This window comes from Pseudomonas berkeleyensis (assembly GCF_014109765.1).
GTDB classification, from domain to species: domain Bacteria; phylum Pseudomonadota; class Gammaproteobacteria; order Pseudomonadales; family Pseudomonadaceae; genus Aquipseudomonas; species Aquipseudomonas berkeleyensis.
In genome coordinates this window covers 4,838,239-4,855,420 of the sequence record NZ_CP059139.1, presented here as the reverse complement: position 1 = coordinate 4,855,420, position 17,182 = coordinate 4,838,239, and the positions used below count along the sequence as shown (strand labels likewise).

Here is a 17,182-nt window from a genome sequence, read left to right as displayed (position 1 = left end):
CATGCAACTGTACCTAAATAACTTTGCCACCACGCTACTCGCGCCGGCCGATGCTGACGCTGATCAGTTCAGTGTGCCGCCTGATGAGGCCGCCCTTCTGGTCGGTCTGGATGGCGCGAACTACTACTGCCTGACGGCCGTTCTTCGTGACGACCTAGGCCGCGAGGTTGCCTGGGAAATCATCCGGGTGACGAGTAAATCAGGCGGCATGCTCACGGTTCAACGGCATCAGGAAGGCACCACAGCGCTCAACCTGGAGGCTGGTGCGGAGCTGCATTTGAGGCTCACTGCTGCCGCGCTCATGACGTTACAGGAGCAGGTTAAGAGCCTTTCAGAGCGTGTCTCGGAGCTGGAGACACCAGAGCAGCCCGGCGCAGATGGCGTTTTGCTCGACGCTAGCGGCAACCAACTCACAGACCACATGAACAACCTGCTCACAGGAGTAAGCGAATGACCACCGCACAGCATATTTTCAAGGGCAACGGCGCACCGACGGACGTGCCGCAGAGCCTGGCAGCACATTACATTGATGAAGACACTGGAGATCAGTACCTCTCGACAGGCACCACAAACGCAACGGACTGGCGCCTGGCCGTCCAGGTTAGTGAAGGCAAGTTGGCCGCGCAGAACCCTGGCACCTACTTGATTAAGCAGACCACTCGCACAGTGGAGGCTGATATATCTGAAGGAAGCGTCACGCTGGAGCTGGAGCCGGCGCTGCTGATCGGCTCAACCTCTTTCGAAGTATTGCTGTACCTCAATAGCTCGCCTGCAACCCTATCGATTCGCGGCACGGCGAGCGGGCCAGGGGCGTCCTTGGGGTATGCGAAGCTCGATAGCATGCCTTACTCAGATCACTTAGCGGGTGCTGGCCAGGAGTGGAGGCTTAGCTCTGAAGGCGCGAACGTGTGGTTTGTCTGGTTCCAGGTGATGGTCAACGGCGGCGCAATCTATCTGCTGGAACGCATGGCTAATGTGAGTGACCCAGAAGAGTAGCGGCACGTTATGCCAAGTAGGTTGCGAAATTCGCAGGGTGACTGCGTGGAGCCTTGTGCCAAATAGGTTGCAAGGCTATGCCAAATCCGCCGCGCGCTTACAGAATTCGGGTGAGTATCAACGCGTACTGGCCTGTACCGGTACTGTGCTGAATTTGCACTCTTGGATCTGCCTAGCTGCTTTTACAGCGGACATGAAAAAGCCGCGCAGTGCGCGGCTTTGAAGGTGGTGGGCCCACACGGACTCGAACCGTGGACCAAAGGATTATGAGTCCTCTGCTCTAACCAACTGAGCTATAGGCCCCCAGAAGGCCGGCGGATTATAACGGCGCGTTCTCGCCAGCGCCAACTGCTTGACCTGGCGAAAGAAATTTCCGGGCGAAGGCTTCTGCCGAGAGGGGGCAACTGACTACGTAACCTTGAATCTGCAGGCAGCCTTCGGCGGCCAGACAGAGTTCCTGGGCTTTGGTCTCCACGCCCTCTGCGATCACTGTCAGTTGCATGCTGTTGCCCAGGGCGATGATGGCGCGGGTGATCGCCAGGTCGTGCGGGTCGTCGGGCAGGCCGCGGACGAACGACTGGTCGATTTTCAGCACGTCCAGCGGCAGGCGCTTGAGGTAGCTGAGCGAGGAGTAACCGGTGCCGAAGTCGTCGATGGCCAGTTGTACGCCCAGTTGTTTGAGGCGATGGAGAATCTCCAGCGCCTCGCCTGACTGGTTCATGATGAAGTTTTCGGTGATCTCCAGTTGCAGCAACTCAGGTGCCAGGTCGTAGCGCTGCAGCAGTTCCTTGATGCGCGGTAACAGGCTGGGTTGGTGCAGCTGAGCGCCGGCCAGGTTGACCGAGAGGGTGCCGAAGCCGCGATTGCTCTCCTGCCATTCCTGCAGTTGGCGGCATGCCTCTTCCAGCACCCAGTCACCCAGCGGAACGATCAGCCCGCTTTCTTCGGCCACCGGGATGAAACGATCCGGTGGTATGTCGCCGAATACCGGGTGTGGCCAGCGTACCAGGGCTTCGGCGCCGATCAGGCGTTGGCTGCGCAGGCAGTACTTGGGCTGGTAGTACAGGCGCAGCTCGTTGCGCTCCAGGGCGCGACGCAGTTCCTGTTCCATGGCCATGCGCTCGTTGACCTGAAAGGTCAGCGAGCGGGTATAGAACTCGCTGCGGTTGCGCCCTTTCGCCTTGGACTGGTACATGGCGGCGTCGGCGTTCTTGACCAGTGTGGCGACGTCCATGCCGTCCTGCGGGTAGAGGCTGATACCGATACTGGCGCTGATGAAGAACTCGTGGGCGTCGATCTCGAAGGGGGCGCTGAAGCAATGCAGCAGTTTCTGCGCGACCTGTTCGGCGTCCTGTGCCTGTTGCAGGCTCGGCAGCAGGATGATGAATTCGTCGCCGCCGAGGCGGGCGACGGTGTCGACGTTGCGCAACTGCAACTTGAGGCGTGCGGCGATGGCTTTGAGCAATTGGTCGCCGACCGGGTGACCGAGGCTGTCGTTGATCTGTTTGAAGCGGTCGAGGTCGAGAAACAGCACTGCGCCCAATTGTTCGCTGACACGTGAGCTGTCCAGCGCGCTGCGCAGGCGATTTTCGAACAGCAAGCGGTTGGGCAGGCCGGTCAGGTGATCATGATGGGCCTGGTGGTCGAGTCGAGCCTGGGCGTGCTTGAGGCTGGAGATATCGGCGAATACGCCCACGAAATGGGTGATCAGGTTGTCGCTGTTACGCACGGCGCTGATGTTCAGCCATTCGGGATAGAGCTCTCCGTTCTTGCGCCGGTTCCAGATCTCGCCTTGCCAGTGGCCGTTGGCCGCCAGGCTGTGCCACATGGCGGCATAGAAGGTGCTGTCGTGCTGACCGGAGGCCAGCATGCTGGGACGCTGGCCGAGGGCCTCGGCTTCGCTGTAGCCGGTGATCTGGCTGAAGGCGCGGTTGACGGCGGTGATGCGCTGTTCGAGGTCGGTGATCATCACGCCTTCGGCGGTGCTCTCGAAGACGGTCGCTGCCTGCTGCAACTCGTCCTGCATGCGCTGTCGCTCGGTGATGTCGCGGGCGATGGTCAGCAGGCACTGTTCACCGCCAATCAGCAAGGGTTGGGCGGACAGCTCGCACAGGCGCAGTTGCCCGCCCTTGTTGCGTACTGGCGCGATCATTTCGTGTGTGCTGCCTTGCTGGCGAATACATTCGACTAGGCGCTGACGATCTTCCTGGTTGGCCCAGATACCCAGGCTGATGGTGCTGTGCCCGTTGATCTCGTCGAGGCCGTAACCGGTAATGCGGCTGAAGCCTTCGTTGGCTTCGACTATCAGGCCATCGCGCTGCCGGGTGATCAGCAGGCCATCGGGGGAGGCATGGAAGGCCTTGGCGAATTTCTCCTCGGAGGTCTGCAGCTGCTGCTGCGTTGTTTTGAGTTGGCTGATATCGCGCACGACGATCACCAGCACGGGCGTTTTATCGAGGATGAAAGGGCTGGCGGAGATCAGCCCAGTGAACAGGCTGCCGTCGGCGCGGCGGAAGGGCATTTCCAGGTTGCGCAGGCGTTCGTCTTGCAGGCGCAGTAGCAGGCTCGGGCCAATCCCCGGAATGCCCCACAGGTCGAGTTCGGTGGCGGTTCTGCCGATGGCCTGTTCACTGCTGAGGCCGGTCTGGGCGGTGAAGGCGGCGTTGACTTCGAGCAGTACACCGTCGAGGCGTCGAGAGATGATGAGAATGTCCGGGCATTGCTGGAACACCGAGGCGAATTTTTGCTCCGACAGGCGCAGCGCCTGTTCGGTCTGCTTGGCTTCGCTGATGTCGATCATCAGGCCACGAATGACCTGACGCTCGCCGCGTTGCAGCAAGGTGACGATGTCGCGAACCCAGACGGTGCGGCCGTCGGCTGCGAGCAGGCGGTACTCGAGGGCATGATCCTCGCCATTGGCGCATTGCTCCAGGCACGTGCGCAGGGTGCGCTGGTGGTCGTCCGGGTGCAGGTGGCGTTGCCAGAAACCGGGCTGCAACCATTCCTGTAGCGGGTAGCCGAGCAGTCTCTCGGCGTGAGGTGAGACGTAGGTGTAGGTGAGCCCGCTCGGCTCGGTTTCCCAGGTGATGGCCGAGAGGCTTTCGACCATGTCGCGAAAGTGCTGCTCGCGGCTGCGTAGTTCCTGCTCCAGTGCCTCTCGGTTGCGTATCTCGTGCTTTAGGCGGCGGTTGATGCGCAATATCGCCGCGATCACGAGCAAGAGGATTAGCAGTGCCGGCAAGGCGTACAGCAGCATTTCATGCCAGGCGTCGCGGTTGTCCAGTTCGCTGCCGATCCAGGGCGCTTGCAGATCGGATACCTGCTCAGGGCTGAGGTCGGCGAGGAGTTTGTCGAGAATGCCGAGCAGGATCGGTTGATCGCGTGGCACGGCCATGGCCAGTTGGTAGCGATAGGGCGTCTCACCGCTGATGTACAGGCCTTCGAGCTTGAGCTGACGCAGGCTCCAGACGCTGGAGGCGAGGTCGCTGACCAGTGCATCGGCCTGACCGGTGGCCAAGGCCTGAAGGGCGGCGGCCACATTGTGTACGGCGAGCAGGTTGAGATCCGGATGTTGCTGGCGCAGCAGTTCGTGTGGTGCGTAGTCGGCGACGACTGCGACCCGCAGACCGTACAGGTCGTTGATCTTCTTCGGCTGCGGCCCGCCGTCACGGGCCATGATGATGATGGGGAAATTCAGGTAAGGGCGGGTGAAGGCGAGGTACTGCTGACGCTCGGGCGTCGACATGATGGCCGGCAGCAGGTCGATCTGGCCTGTACGCGCCTGCTCCAGTACTACGCTCCAGTTGCTGGGCTCGACGGGTTGAAACTGTACGCTGAGGCGCTCTTCGATCAGCCTGACGTAGTCGGCGGCAAGGCCCTGGGCGTTGCCTTGCTCATCGCGGAATTCGAACGGTGGCCAAGATGCATCGACGCCCAGGCGCAGCTCGGGGTGGGCGGCCAGCCAGGTGCGCTCTTGCTCGCTGAGTGTCAGGGCTAGGGCCGGGGTCATCCAATACGCCAGGCACAACATCAAAATGGCTGGCCAGCGGGGCATAACGGCCTCGTTTCGAAATCAGTATCGTCCCAGTGTAGACCGCCAAAGCAGGGATGGCAGTTTGATTGCAACGGCAGCGCTGCCGTTTGCTTGCGGGCGGGGCGGCGAGGTGACGAGCTGTTCGCCTCGCCCCTTAACTCGCTCTACGCAGAGGTGTACCCAGAAAGCAAAACCCCCGGCCTGGGCCGGGGGTTTTGGTATCACTCGTCGAGGAAGGAGCGCAGATGCTCGCTTCGCGTCGGGTGGCGCAGCTTGCGCAGCGCCTTGGCTTCGATCTGACGAATCCGCTCACGGGTGACATCGAACTGCTTGCCCACTTCCTCGAGGGTGTGGTCGGTGTTCATGTCGATACCGAAGCGCATGCGCAGAACCTTGGCTTCACGGGCAGTGAGGCCGGCCAGCACTTCGCGAGTGGCTTCCTTGAGGCTTTCGACCGTGGCCACGTCGATCGGGGACTGCATGGTGCTGTCCTCGATGAAGTCGCCCAGATGCGAATCTTCGTCGTCGCCAATCGGGGTTTCCATGGAGATCGGCTCTTTGGCGATCTTCAATACCTTGCGGATCTTGTCCTCGGGCATTTCCATGCGCTCACCCAGCTCTTCCGGAGTGGGCTCGCGACCCATTTCCTGCAGCATCTGACGGGAGATGCGGTTGAGCTTGTTGATCGTCTCGATCATATGCACCGGAATACGGATGGTGCGCGCCTGGTCGGCGATCGAGCGGGTGATCGCCTGGCGAATCCACCAGGTGGCGTAGGTCGAGAACTTGTAGCCGCGACGGTATTCGAACTTGTCCACCGCCTTCATCAGGCCGATGTTGCCTTCCTGGATCAGGTCGAGGAACTGCAGGCCGCGGTTGGTGTACTTCTTGGCGATGGAGATCACCAGACGCAGGTTCGCCTCGACCATTTCCTTCTTGGCGCGGCGAGCTTTCGCTTCACCGATGGACATGCGACGGTTGATGTCCTTGATCTCGGCCAGGCTCAGGCTGCACTCGGCTTCCAGATCGACCAGCTTCTGCTGGCAACGCTGGATGTCGGCTTGCAGGTTGCCCAGGGCTTCGGCGTACTTGGCCTTGCCCTTGGCCAGGTCGGCAGCCCAGCTCATGTCGATTTCGTTGCCCGGGAACAGGCGCAGGAAGTCGGCACGCGGCATGCGAGCGTCACGCACGCACAGCTGCATGATGGCGCGTTCTTGAGTGCGCAGGCGGTCGAGGGCATCGCGCACCTGGGTGACCAGGGCGTCGTACTGCTTGGGCACCAGCTTGATCGGCATGAACAGCTCGGCCAGTGCGGCCAGCTCTTCGGTGGCCTGCTTGCTGCCACGGCCATGCTTCTTCAGAGCCTTCAGCGCTTTTTCCTGCTGCTCGGCCACGGCTGTGAAGCGGCGTGCCGCTTCTTCCGGATCCGGGCCGCCATCGCCTTCTTCTTCCTCGTCGTCGCTGCTCTCTTCTTCCTCGTCGTCGTCGCTCTCTTCAGCAGCGGCGCCTTCTTTTACAGGAACAGGAGCGGCGGCTTCGTCGGGTACGCTGCCGTCATCCGGGTCGATGTAACCACTGAGTACTTCGGCCAGACGGCCGCCCTCGGTGGTGACACGCTTGTACTCGGAGAGGATGCCGTCGACAGTGCCGGGGAAGTGAGCGATGGCGCTCATGACTTCGCGGATGCCTTCCTCGATGCGCTTGGCGATTTCGATCTCGCCTTCGCGGGTCAGCAGTTCCACGGTACCCATTTCACGCATGTACATGCGCACCGGGTCGGTGGTACGGCCGATATCGGTCTCAACGGCGGCGAGGGCGGCTGCGGCTTCTTCTGCCGCCGCTTCGTCGGTGTCGGCCTCGGCCAACAACAGGGCGTCCGCATCCGGAGCACTCTCGAATACGTTGATCCCCATGTCGTTGATCATGCGGATGATGTCTTCCACCTGTTCCGGATCGGAAATATCTTCCGGCAGGTGGTCATTGACCTCCGCGTACGTCAGGTAACCCTGCTCGCGACCACGGCTGATCAATTCTTTCAAACGAGATTGCTGTTGCGCTTTTACGGACATAACACCCTATCCACTGAAGGTCTTGGCGGGCTAAAAACAAGCCGCGGATTATACCTGATCTCGAGCCCTACGCGCCAGTTGGGGAGGGGGAAACTGGTAATGCGTTACGGCTTAGCAGGGCGCGCAGCTGATCTTTTTCCTCTGCGCTCAACTCATTTTGACGGGCCTTGCGCAGCAGTTGTTCCAGGCTGCGCTCGCGTTGGCGGGCTGCAAGAGTAGTTATAGTGTCGAAAAACTGTTGTTCAAGGTTATCGGCAGAAATCAACCATTCCTTCTCTGCCAATGCCCGTAATAGACGGCCTTGCTCCGTGCCGTGCCAGCGCGCGATCAATTGCAGTGAGCGCAGGTTGGGCGACTTTTGCAGGGCGCCGACCAGGGCGACCAGTAGCTGGGCGTAGGTATCGTCTTCGTCGGCGAAATGACTGACGTCCTCGACCTTCTGTGCCAGCTGCGGGTGATGCAAAAGTGTGCGCAATGCGCTCAGATGCGGTGATTCGACGCTGACTGCGGTGCGTGGGGCACGTGGCGCGAAGTCGCCTTTGCCCTTCTTGCTCCACTTGCCACCTTCTTTTTTCCAACTGCCCTTGCCGCTGTCGTTGCTGCGCTGCTCGTAGTGCTGCTGTTGCGGTGCGGGTTGCTCGTAACCGCCGAGATCCGGCATGGCGTCGTAGTAGGCGCTGTCGGGGATATCGCCATAGTCCGGGTAATCGCTGGTCGGTGCCGGGTTGATCGTGCTCGGGGCATGGCTGCGTGGGCTGCTGGCGACCTGGCTGAGCGCTTCGCCGGAAAGGCCGGTGATTTCGCTCAGGCGCTGGCGCATCAACGCGCGCAGGTTGTTGCCGGGAATCTTGTCGATCAACGGCGCGGCCAGGGTCACCAGGTGCGCCTTGCCTTCCAGTGAGCGCGGGTCGGCTTCTTCGCTGAGTTGCTGGAAGAAGTAGTCGGCCAGCGGCTGCGCGTGCTGATTGATGCGGGCACGGAAGGCGTCGGTGCCCTCGGCGCGTACCAGGGTATCCGGGTCTTCGCCTTCGGGCAGGAACAGAAAGCGCGCGCGACGACCGTCCTGCAGGCTCGGCAGGGTCGATTCCAGTGCGCGCCAGGCGGCATTGCGGCCAGCCGCGTCACCGTCGAAGCAGAACAGTACGCTGGGCACGATGCGGAACAGGCGCTTGAGGTGCTCCTCGCTGGTCGCCGTGCCCAGGGTTGCGACTGCATTGCGCAGGCCTTGCTGGGCCAGGGCGATGACGTCCATGTAGCCTTCGACCACCATGATCTCGTCGAGATCGCGGTTGTGTTTGCGCGCCTCGTACAGGCCGTAGAGTTCCTGGCCCTTGTGGAACACAGGGGTTTCCGGCGAGTTCAGGTACTTGGGCTTGTCGTCGCCGAGTACGCGGCCGCCGAAGGCGATCACCCGGCCGCGGCTGTCGCGGATGGGGAACATGATGCGGTCGCGGAAGCGATCGTAGCGCCTGCCGTTCTCGGCGTTCTCGATCAGCAGGCCGGCGTCGATCATCGCTTTTTGCTGCAGGGCGTCGGCGCCCAGCTGCTTGAGCAGGTTGTCCCAGCCGGGAGGGGCGAAGCCGAGGCCGAAATCGCGGGCGATTTCGCCAGTCAGGCCGCGACCCTTGAGGTAGTCCACCGCATATCTACGCTGCGGATGGCTTTTCAGTGCCTGGCGATAATGTTCGGCTGCGGCGTTGAGCAGCGGGTAGAGCGGGGAGTCGACTGGTTGTCTGGGCTTGTGCCCGCGGCCGCTTTCCTCGCGCGGTACGTCCATGCCGGCGCGCTTGGCCAGTTCCTCGATCGCCTGGGGGAATTCCAGTTGATCGTGATCCATGACGAAGCCGAGGGCGTTACCGCCGGCGCCGCAGCCGAAACAGTAGTAGAACTGCTTGTCCGGGCTGACGGTGAAGGAAGGGGTCTTTTCCTTGTGGAACGGGCAGCAGGCGCTGTAGTTCTTGCCGCTCTTCTTCAGCTGGATGCGCGAACTCACCACATCGACGATGTCGGTGCGGTTGAGCAAGTCATCGATGAAGGATTGCGGGATCAGGCCGGCCATAGGCGCTCAGCATACTGCCCGGCGCGAACGCGGGACAACGATTGGTAGAAAAGCAAAAACTCCGCACACTCGCTGAGGCGCGAGGCGGAGTCTTCAAATGCAATGCCCGGCCGAAGCCGGGCATTCGGGCGTTGCGTGTACTGAATTAGTACAGGCGAACGCTGCGACGCTGTTCGCGTTGCACTTTCTTGGCGTGACGCTTAACAGCGGCAGCGGCCTTGCGCTTACGCTCAGCGGTCGGCTTTTCGTAGAATTCGCGGCTACGGACTTCAGCCAGTACACCGGCTTTCTCGCAGGAGCGCTTGAAACGACGCAGAGCTACGTCGAAGGGTTCATTCTCTTTAACTTTGACGGCTGGCATCCAGGTCGTACCTTCGTTAATTACCGGTGTTCAACGCGTTCCCGGCAAATGGCTCGGGGTGCGTCGGTTTTCAAGGGTTGCGGATGTTACCCCCTCGGGGCGAGGAATGCAAAGCCCTTAGGTCGAAAAGCGCTGGCCGGAGCATTGGGCGGCGCTTATCATGCGCGCCTTCGTTCTATGCGGCAAACCAAGGCTTTACTCCATGCTCGTACTGGGATTGGAAACTTCCTGCGATGAAACCGGCGTTGCGCTCTATGACAGCGAGTGCGGCCTGCTGAGCGATGCGCTGTTCAGCCAGATTGACCTGCACCGTGTCTACGGCGGCGTAGTGCCTGAGCTGGCTTCGCGCGATCACGTCAAACGCATGTTGCCGTTGATCCGCCAGGTGCTGGACGAAGCCGGTAAGCAGGCCAGCGATATCGACGCGCTGGCCTACACGGCGGGGCCTGGCCTGGTCGGTGCGCTGCTGGTGGGCGCATCCTGCGCGCAGGCGCTGGCCTTCGCCTGGGGCATACCGGCCGTCGGCGTGCACCATATGGAAGGTCATCTGCTGGCGCCGATGCTGGAAGAGCAACCGCCGGCATTTCCGTTCGTCGCCTTGCTGGTTTCCGGTGGCCACACCCAACTGGTGCGGGTCGACGGCATTGGTCAGTATCAATTGCTCGGCGAGTCGCTGGACGATGCTGCAGGTGAGGCGTTCGACAAGACCGCCAAGCTGATGGGGCTCAATTATCCTGGCGGTCCGGAGATCGCCAAGCTGGCAGAGCAGGGCACGCCGGGGCGTTTTGTATTCCCTCGGCCGATGACCGATCGCCCTGGCCTGGATTTCAGCTTCAGTGGCCTGAAGACCTTCGCCCTTAATACCTGGCAGCAGTGTCGTACCAATGACGACGACCTCGATCAAGCTCGCCGCGACATCGCACTGGCCTTCCAGCAGGCCGTGGTTGAGACTCTGACCATCAAGTGCAAACGTGCGCTCAAGCAGACGGGGCTCAAGAGCCTGGTGATCGCAGGTGGCGTAAGTGCCAACAAGGCGCTGCGTGAGCATCTGGAGCGCATGCTGGGTGAGATGAAGGGCAAGGTGTTCTATGCGCGGCCGCGCTTCTGCACCGACAACGGCGCGATGATCGCCTATGCCGGTTGCCAGCGTCTGTTGGCGGGGCAGCATGAGGATCTGGCGATCAAGGTGCAGGCGCGTTGGCCGATGGAGTCGTTGCCAGCGCTTTAATGAGTCGATGCCCTGTAGGAGCGGCTTCAGCCGCGATTTTCATCCCGACAGGTTGGTTAAAAACGGCGCTCGCGGCCGGCGAACAGATCACGCAGGTTGCCGCGGTGGCGCCAGACGATCAGCCCGGTCAGTACGCAGGCCGGTAGCAGGGCTGCCGGTTGTTGCCAGGCCAGCAGTGGCAGCGTCAGCGGGGTAGCGATCAGCGAGGCCAGCGAGCTGGTGCGGGTCAGCAGGAAGACCAGAGCCCAGGCTGCAAGGGCGAGTAGTGCGGCCGGTGGGTAGAGGCCGAGCAGCATGCCGGCGGCAGTGGCCACGCCTTTGCCGCCGCGGAAGCGAAAGTACAGTGGATAGAGGTGGCCGACGACAGCGGCCAGCCCGATCCAGGCCTGTTGATGCAGGCTGAGGCCGAGCAGCTTGGCGATCAGGATCGGTAGCAGGCCCTTGAACAGGTCGCCGATCAGTGTCATGACAGCGAGCTTCTTGCCGGCCACCCGCAGCATGTTGGTGGCGCCGGGGTTGCCCGAGCCGCTGGCGCGCGGGTCTGGCCCGCCAGCAAGTCGGCTGAGCAGGATGGCGAAGGACAACGAGCCGAGCAGGTAGGCGAGGATCGCCAGAAGCCAGAACATGGTGGCCATTCCAATGCATGGGGTGGGCCGATTCTAACGAGGTGTGGCGCCCTTGTCGTGGCGCGGAGAGTGTGGGTGGACAGAGTATTTATCGAGGGGCTGGAGGTCGACACGGTGATCGGCGCCTACGATTGGGAGCGCGACATTCGCCAGTGCCTGCGCCTCGACCTGCAGATGGGCTGGGATAACCGCCCGGCCGCGGCCGACGATGATCTCAACCGGGCACTCGACTATGCCAGCGTGTCCGCGCGCATTCAGTCCTTCGCTTCCGAATCGCAATTCATCCTGGTGGAGACTTTCGCCGAACGCCTGGTGCAGGTGTTGATGGAGGAATTCCAGATTCCCTGGATACGCCTCAAGCTGACCAAGCCCGGCGCCGTGCCGGCGGCACGTGGTGGTGTAGGCGTGGAGATCGAGCGCGGATGTCTCTGACCCGGGTATTCCTTGGCCTCGGCAGCAATATCGAGCGCGAGGCTCACCTTGTTGCCGGGCTCGAGGCACTGGCTGGTCTGCTCGCTGACATGCGCTGCTCGCCGGTATTCGAGAGCCACGCGGTGGGCATCAAGAGTGGCAACTTCTTCAATCTGGTGGTGGTGGGCGACACCGAGCTGCCGCTGCTGGAGCTGGATCGCCGGCTGAAATTCATCGAAGCCGATAACGGTCGCTATGCTCCGGATCGCAAGGGTTTGCCGCTGGATATCGACGTGCTGCTGTACGGTGAGCAGGTCGGCAACTTCAATGGCTTGATCCTGCCGCGCGCGGAGATTCTCAAGAACGCTTTCGTGCTCTGGCCCCTGGCGCTGCTGGTGCCGCAGCTGCAGCATCCGGTGGATGGCCGTTCGTTCGCTGATCTGTGGGCGACGACGCAGATCGATCAGCAACTCTGGCCGGCCGCCTTTCAGTGGCGTGGTATCGAGTTGACACCGCAGGCGTTGTTGCAGGCGCATTCGGACGGGGCTGCGTAGGGGGCGCCGCCTGTACCGCGGTTACCAGGGGTGCGCATGGCGCACCCTACGGTTTCGTCAAAGAGACGGCTGTTCCTTGTAGGCCTTGAGTGCTTTCAGGCGTTCGCGATTGAGTGCTTCGCCTAACTCGGCACCTTTGAAACCCTTCTCCAGCAGCGGTTTGACCGCCACTTGCCGAGCGATCTCGGCAGCGCCTAGCAGATACGCGGCTTGTGGATATTCACGCTGTTCCAGACCCTTACGGCCACGAGCGTCCATCTCGCAGGCCGTGACGAATTCAGCGAAGCGCTGCGGCCGCCGGAACACGTCGAAGCGTTGCAGCAATTCCAGCAGCGTCGAGGGACGCAGCTCAAAGGCACGGTGCCCATGGGTATGGAACTCGCCGACCAGTAACGCCAGCTCAGCGCAGTCACGCGGTGCCTTGCAGCGGTCGTTGATCGCCTGAATCAGCTTCAGGCCTTTGTGCTCGTGGGCGATATGGTGTGGCCAGTCGGCCTCCGGGGTCAGACCCTTGCCAACGTCGTGAAGCAGGCATGCCCAGCGTACGCTCAACGGTTGTTGGTGCTCGGCGCACTGGCGCAGCACGCTCAGTACGTGCACGCCGGTATCGATCTCCGGGTGATGGGCGGGCGGCTGCGGCACGCCGAACAGGTCGTCCACTTCCGGCAGCAGGGCGGCCAGTGCGCCGCAGTCGCGTAGCGCCTGGATGAATACATCCGGGCGCGGCTCCATCAGCGCGCGAGAGATTTCTTTCCAGCTGCGTTCGGCGGTGAGATGACCCAGTTCGCCGGACTCGGCCAACTGATGCATCAGCGCCAGGGTTTCCGGCGCAATGCTGAAGCCGAGCGGCGCATAGCGCGCGGCGAAGCGGGCGACGCGCAGTACACGTAGCGGGTCTTCGGCGAAGGCCGGGGAAACGTGGCGCAGGATGCGTGCCTGAAGATCGTGCTGGCCATCGTAGGGGTCGATCAGCTTGCCCTGTTCGTCCTCGGCCATGGCGTTGACGGTGAGGTCGCGGCGGATCAGGTCTTCTTCCAGCGTGACGTCGGGGCTGGCGTGAAAGGTGAAGCCGCCGTAGCCGCGGCCGCTCTTGCGTTCGGTGCGAGCCAGAGCATATTCCTCGCCCGTCTGCGGGTGCAGGAACACCGGAAAGTCGGCGCCCACAGGGCGGTAACCGAGCTCGAGCATCTGCTCGGCACTGGCGCCGACCACTACCCAGTCCACTTCGCTGACGGGGCGGCCGAGCAGGCGATCACGTACTGCGCCGCCGACTTTGTAGATCTGCATGACTGTTCCTCCACTGAGCGCAGAGGATACCGAAGATCGCGCCAGGCTGCGCCGTGCAACGGTTTATCAGGAGGTAGCCCGGATGCAATCCGGGACGTTCGCGCGGATATCCCCGGATTGCATCCGGGCTACGGTGTGGTTTGCGGGATCTGTTCGGTCAGCACCTGAACGGCACGCTCCAGCAGTTCGGCGCTGTCACGCGCTGGGCTCAGCCCCGTGCTGATCACGCCTTCCCAGAGGATGCGCTCGTCGAGGTCGGTGAGGCGCAGGCGCAAGGTGCCGGTTTCGTCGCGCAGGCGATGGATGGCCTGATAGGGGCCAAGTGCGTTGGGTGGCGGCGTGGCGACCTTGAACATCAATGGGCTGTCCTGCACGGCCAGCCAGTAGTAGATATGCAGTTGCGGCTGCTGGCTCTCGTGGTAACCCCGTGCGGATAGGCCATGGCGCAGCAGTTGCGGAAGCTGGCGATAACGCTCTGGAAAGGGTGCTTCGCCCTCCAGGCTGGATTGTGGGTCGATTAACTCGAAACTGTGACGCCCGGCGAGCGATGCGTCGGCGGGGCTGAGTATTTGTGCCTGGGGGATGTGGCTGGTGCAGGTGGCCAGCCCCAGGCACAGGAGAATTACCAGAAATAGGCGCATGCGCGGCATCTCGCGGAGTCTGCCTGCGATGCTGATTGCTCGCGTCATGCCCGGCAACCGATCAAATGGGTGGAATGATCAGATCCAGGCGAGGATATTCGTTGTCCCCCTCGGCGCTGCCGCGTGGTGGGACGTGCTGGGTGGTGATCAGTTGATCGCCCTGGCACACCTCCAGGTGAATATCGAAGCCCCACAGCCGATGCAGGTGTTTGAGCACTTCGCCGGTGGAGTCGCCCAGTGGCTTGCGGTCGTGCTGCTGGTGGCGCAGAGTCAGCGAGCGGTCGCCGCGACGGTCGATGTTCCAGATCTGCACGTTGGGTTCGCGGTTGCCCAGGTTGTATTGCGCGGCGAGCAGCTCGCGGATGGTGCGATAACCGGGTTCGTCATGGATGGCCGGTACCAGCAGCTCGTCCTTTTGGTCGTCGTCGAGGATGCCGAACAGCTTGAAGTCACGAATCACCTTGGGTGAAAGGAACTGCAGGATGAAGCTCTCGTCCTTGAAGCTGTTCATGGCGAACTTGAGCGTGGTCAGCCAATCGCTGCCGGCGATGTCGGGGAACCAGTGTTTGTCCTCCTCGGTGGGCTCCTCGCAGATACGGCGGATGTCGCGGTACATGGCGAAGCCCAGGGCATAGGGGTTGATGCCGCTGTAGTAGGGACTGTCGAACGGTGGCTGGTAGACCACACTGGTGTGCGACTGCAGGAACTCCATCATGAAACCGTCGGTGACCAGGCCTTCGTCGTACAGGTCGTTCATCAGGGTGTAGTGCCAGAAGGTGGCCCAGCCTTCGTTCATCACCTGGGTCTGGCGCTGCGGGTAGAAGTACTGGGCGATCTTGCGCACGATGCGGATCACTTCGCGTTGCCAGGGCTCCAGCAGCGGCGCGTGCTTCTCGAGGAAATAGAGGATGTTCTCCTGCGGTTCGGCCGGGAAGCGCTTGTTGTCCTTCTCGTTGCCCTTCTCTGCGCTCCTGGGAATGGTGCGCCACAAGTCATTGATCTGCTTCTGCAGGTGTTCTTCGCGATCCTTCTGGCGCCTGCGTTCTTCTTCGGCGGAGATGGGGTAGGGGCGTTTGTAGCGGTCGACGCCGTAGTTCATCAGGGCATGGCAGGAGTCGAGCAATTCCTCCACGGCGTCGATGCCGTAGCGCTCCTCGCACTGCATGATGTACTGCTTGGCGAACACCAGGTAGTCGATGATCGAGCTGGCATCGGTCCAGGTGCGGAACAGGTAGTTGCCCTTGAAGAAGCTGTTGTGACCGTAACAGGCGTGGGCGATCACCAACGCCTGCATGCAGATGGTGTTTTCTTCCATCAGGTAGGCGATGCAGGGATCGGAGTTGATCACGATCTCGTAGGCCAGGCCCATCTGGCCGCGCTTGTAGCCTTTCTCGGTGGCGAGAAAATGCTTGCCGTACGACCAGTGGTGATAGCCCAGCGGCATGCCTACCGAGGCGTAGGCGTCCATCATCTGCTCGGCGGTGATGACCTCGATCTGATTCGGATAGGTGTCCAGCGCGTAGCGCTCGGCGATGCGCGCGATCTCACGGTCGTAGGCGCGGATCAGCTCGAAAGTCCATTCCGAACCGGTGGACAGCGGTTGGCGCTTCTTGGCAGTAGCATTCATGGCTTGGCCCTCAGCTCACCAGGCGACGCTGGAACAGTTCACGGAACACCGGATAGATGTCCGCCGCAGACACCAGTTGTTGCTGGGCGAAGCTGTCGGCGAAGGCCTCGGCCACCTGCTCGTATTCGAACCACAACGCCTGGTGCTCGCGTGGAGTGATCTCGACGTAGGTGAAGTACTGCACGAACGGCATGATCTGGTTGATCAAGATATCCCGGCATACCGGGGAGTCGTCGTTCCAGTTGTCGCCGTCCGATGCCTGGGCTGCGTAGATGTTCCACTCGTTGATCGGGTAGCGCTCGGCCATTACCTCCTGCATCAGCTTCAGCGCGCTGGATACGATGGTGCCGCCGGTCTCGCGGGAGTAGAAGAACTCCTCCTCATCCACTTCCTTGGCACTGGTGTGGTGGCGGATGAACACCACGTCGATCTTGTCGTAATTGCGCTTGAGGAACAGGTACAGAAGGATGAAGAAGCGCTTGGCCACGTCCTTGGTGGCTTGGGTCATGGAGCCGGACACGTCCATCAGGCAGAACATCACCGCCTTGGAGCTGGGGTTGGGCTGTTTGGTCAGCAGGTTGTACTTGAGGTCAAAGGTATCGAGAAACGGCACGCGATGGATGCGTGCACTGAGTCGTTCGATTTCTTCCTGAATCGCCTGGATATCGCCGAAGTTGTCTGGTTCTTCCCGTCGTAGCCGCTCCAGCTCGGCCTTGGCTTCGCGCAATTTGGCGCGGCTGGAGCCGGACAGGGCGATGCGCCGCGCATGGGCCGAGCGCAGGGTGCGGATGATGTTGATGCGCGAGGGGTTGCCCTCGTTACTGATGCCGGCACGTACGGTCTTGAAGGTTTCTGCGCCAGTCAGGTGGCGCTTGACCAGGTTAGGCAGCTCCAGATCCTCGAACATGAAGTCGAGAAACTCCTCCTGGGTGATCTGGAAGACGAACTCGTCCATGCCTTCGCCGGAGTTGCTCGCCTTGCCGCTGCCACGCCCACCACCACCTCCCTGGGGGCGCGGAATGCGTTCGCCGGTGGTGAACTCCTTGTTGCCGGGGTGGACGATGGTCTGCTTGCCGCCGCGGCCGTGATGCAGCACCGGCTCGTCGATATCGCGGCCGGGAATGCTGATCTGCTCGCCGTGCTCCATGTCGGTGATGGAGCGCCGGCTGACGGCCTCCTCCACCGCCTTCTTGATGTGCTCACGGTAACGCCGCAAAAAGCGCTGGCGGTTCACCGTGCTCTTGTTTTTGCCATTTAGGCGTCGGTCGATCACGTAGCTCATGACGTCTC

14 protein-coding genes and 1 tRNA gene are annotated in these 17,182 nt (G+C 61.8%); 5 read left to right on the top strand and 10 right to left on the bottom strand.

What is annotated here, in order from left to right; translation table 11 throughout:
• Position 1: 1 nt before the first annotated feature.
• Complete coding sequence (locus tag HS968_RS22585) at positions 2 to 454, top strand: hypothetical protein (protein ID WP_182368743.1); 453 nt, start codon at positions 2 to 4, stop codon at positions 452 to 454.
• Positions 451 to 996, top strand: a complete 546-nt coding sequence (locus tag HS968_RS22580; RefSeq protein WP_182368742.1) for a hypothetical protein — start codon at positions 451 to 453, stop codon at positions 994 to 996. The genes HS968_RS22585 and HS968_RS22580 overlap by 4 nt, the downstream gene beginning before the upstream one ends.
• 226 nt (positions 997 to 1,222) lie before the next feature.
• Here HS968_RS22580 and HS968_RS22575 read toward each other — a convergent pair.
• The 5 genes from HS968_RS22575 to rpsU all read right to left on the bottom strand — a co-directional run bounded on the left by HS968_RS22575 (position 1,223) and on the right by rpsU (position 9,518).
• A tRNA-Ile gene (locus HS968_RS22575) sits at positions 1,223 to 1,299 on the bottom strand.
• A 16-nt stretch (positions 1,300 to 1,315) separates the two neighbouring features.
• Positions 1,316 to 5,050, bottom strand: coding sequence for a bifunctional diguanylate cyclase/phosphodiesterase (locus HS968_RS22570; protein ID WP_182368740.1), 3,735 nt, complete (start codon positions 5,048 to 5,050; stop codon positions 1,316 to 1,318).
• Between the two features lie 200 nt (positions 5,051 to 5,250).
• A complete protein-coding gene (gene rpoD, locus HS968_RS22565; protein ID WP_182368739.1) occupies positions 5,251 to 7,098 on the bottom strand; it encodes an RNA polymerase sigma factor RpoD in 1,848 nt (615 codons plus the stop codon).
• A 67-nt stretch (positions 7,099 to 7,165) separates the two neighbouring features.
• Positions 7,166 to 9,157 carry a DNA primase gene (gene dnaG, locus HS968_RS22560; RefSeq protein ID WP_182368738.1) on the bottom strand — a complete coding sequence of 664 codons (1,992 nt, stop codon included), beginning with the start codon at positions 9,155 to 9,157 and terminating at the stop codon, positions 7,166 to 7,168.
• Positions 9,158 to 9,302: 145 nt separating this feature from the next.
• A complete protein-coding gene (rpsU, locus tag HS968_RS22555; RefSeq protein WP_003290642.1) occupies positions 9,303 to 9,518 on the bottom strand; it encodes a 30S ribosomal protein S21 in 216 nt (71 codons plus the stop codon).
• Positions 9,519 to 9,720: 202 nt separating this feature from the next.
• Here rpsU and tsaD point away from each other — a divergent pair, with 202 nt between their 5' ends.
• A complete protein-coding gene (gene tsaD / locus HS968_RS22550; protein WP_182368737.1) occupies positions 9,721 to 10,746 on the top strand; it encodes a tRNA (adenosine(37)-N6)-threonylcarbamoyltransferase complex transferase subunit TsaD in 1,026 nt (341 codons plus the stop codon).
• Positions 10,747 to 10,802: 56 nt separating this feature from the next.
• On the opposite strand, the gene plsY is transcribed toward tsaD, so the two are convergent.
• A complete protein-coding gene (gene plsY, locus HS968_RS22545) occupies positions 10,803 to 11,372 on the bottom strand; it encodes a glycerol-3-phosphate 1-O-acyltransferase PlsY (RefSeq protein ID WP_119694321.1) in 570 nt (189 codons plus the stop codon).
• Between the two features lie 75 nt (positions 11,373 to 11,447).
• On the opposite strand from plsY, the gene folB reads away from it, so the two are divergent.
• Both folB and folK read left to right on the top strand, forming a co-directional pair.
• Positions 11,448 to 11,804 (top strand): dihydroneopterin aldolase, encoded by a 357-nt coding sequence (gene folB / locus HS968_RS22540; protein ID WP_182368736.1) that lies wholly within the window; start codon positions 11,448 to 11,450, stop codon positions 11,802 to 11,804.
• Positions 11,795 to 12,337: a 2-amino-4-hydroxy-6-hydroxymethyldihydropteridine diphosphokinase gene (gene folK / locus HS968_RS22535; RefSeq protein ID WP_119694323.1), complete on the top strand. Its 543-nt coding sequence runs from the start codon at positions 11,795 to 11,797 to the stop codon at positions 12,335 to 12,337. Before folB ends, folK begins: the two co-directional genes overlap by 10 nt.
• A gap of 57 nt (positions 12,338 to 12,394) precedes the next feature.
• On the opposite strand, the gene HS968_RS22530 is transcribed toward folK, so the two are convergent.
• From HS968_RS22530 to HS968_RS22515, 4 genes are all read right to left on the bottom strand, one after another.
• A complete protein-coding gene (locus tag HS968_RS22530; protein ID WP_182368734.1) occupies positions 12,395 to 13,624 on the bottom strand; it encodes a multifunctional CCA addition/repair protein in 1,230 nt (409 codons plus the stop codon).
• A 128-nt stretch (positions 13,625 to 13,752) separates the two neighbouring features.
• Positions 13,753 to 14,265 (bottom strand): DUF4136 domain-containing protein, encoded by a 513-nt coding sequence (locus HS968_RS22525; RefSeq protein ID WP_182368733.1) that lies wholly within the window; start codon positions 14,263 to 14,265, stop codon positions 13,753 to 13,755.
• 61 nt (positions 14,266 to 14,326) lie between these two features.
• Complete coding sequence (locus HS968_RS22520; RefSeq protein WP_182368732.1) at positions 14,327 to 15,892, bottom strand: SpoVR family protein; 1,566 nt, start codon at positions 15,890 to 15,892, stop codon at positions 14,327 to 14,329.
• 10 nt (positions 15,893 to 15,902) lie between these two features.
• Positions 15,903 to 17,174, bottom strand: a complete 1,272-nt coding sequence (locus HS968_RS22515; protein ID WP_182368731.1) for a YeaH/YhbH family protein — start codon at positions 17,172 to 17,174, stop codon at positions 15,903 to 15,905.
• Positions 17,175 to 17,182: the final 8 nt, after the last annotated feature.

Excerpts from the sequence above, each read along its gene's own strand:
- HS968_RS22585 (WP_182368743.1), top strand. The coding sequence starts at position 2 with ATGCAACTGTACCTAAATAACTTTGCCACCACGCTACTCGCGCCGGCC.
- HS968_RS22580 (WP_182368742.1), top strand. The coding sequence starts at position 451 with ATGACCACCGCACAGCATATTTTCAAGGGCAACGGCGCACCGACGGAC.
- HS968_RS22570 (WP_182368740.1), bottom strand. The coding sequence starts at position 5,050 with ATGCCCCGCTGGCCAGCCATTTTGATGTTGTGCCTGGCGTATTGGATG.
- rpoD (WP_182368739.1), bottom strand. The coding sequence starts at position 7,098 with ATGTCCGTAAAAGCGCAACAGCAATCTCGTTTGAAAGAATTGATCAGC.
- dnaG (WP_182368738.1), bottom strand. The coding sequence starts at position 9,157 with ATGGCCGGCCTGATCCCGCAATCCTTCATCGATGACTTGCTCAACCGC.
- rpsU (WP_003290642.1), bottom strand. The coding sequence starts at position 9,518 with ATGCCAGCCGTCAAAGTTAAAGAGAATGAACCCTTCGACGTAGCTCTG.
- tsaD (WP_182368737.1), top strand. The coding sequence starts at position 9,721 with ATGCTCGTACTGGGATTGGAAACTTCCTGCGATGAAACCGGCGTTGCG.
- plsY (WP_119694321.1), bottom strand. The coding sequence starts at position 11,372 with ATGTTCTGGCTTCTGGCGATCCTCGCCTACCTGCTCGGCTCGTTGTCC.
- folK (WP_119694323.1), top strand. The coding sequence starts at position 11,795 with ATGTCTCTGACCCGGGTATTCCTTGGCCTCGGCAGCAATATCGAGCGC.
- HS968_RS22530 (WP_182368734.1), bottom strand. The coding sequence starts at position 13,624 with ATGCAGATCTACAAAGTCGGCGGCGCAGTACGTGATCGCCTGCTCGGC.
- HS968_RS22525 (WP_182368733.1), bottom strand. The coding sequence starts at position 14,265 with ATGCGCCTATTTCTGGTAATTCTCCTGTGCCTGGGGCTGGCCACCTGC.
- HS968_RS22520 (WP_182368732.1), bottom strand. The coding sequence starts at position 15,892 with ATGAATGCTACTGCCAAGAAGCGCCAACCGCTGTCCACCGGTTCGGAA.
- HS968_RS22515 (WP_182368731.1), bottom strand. The coding sequence starts at position 17,174 with ATGAGCTACGTGATCGACCGACGCCTAAATGGCAAAAACAAGAGCACG.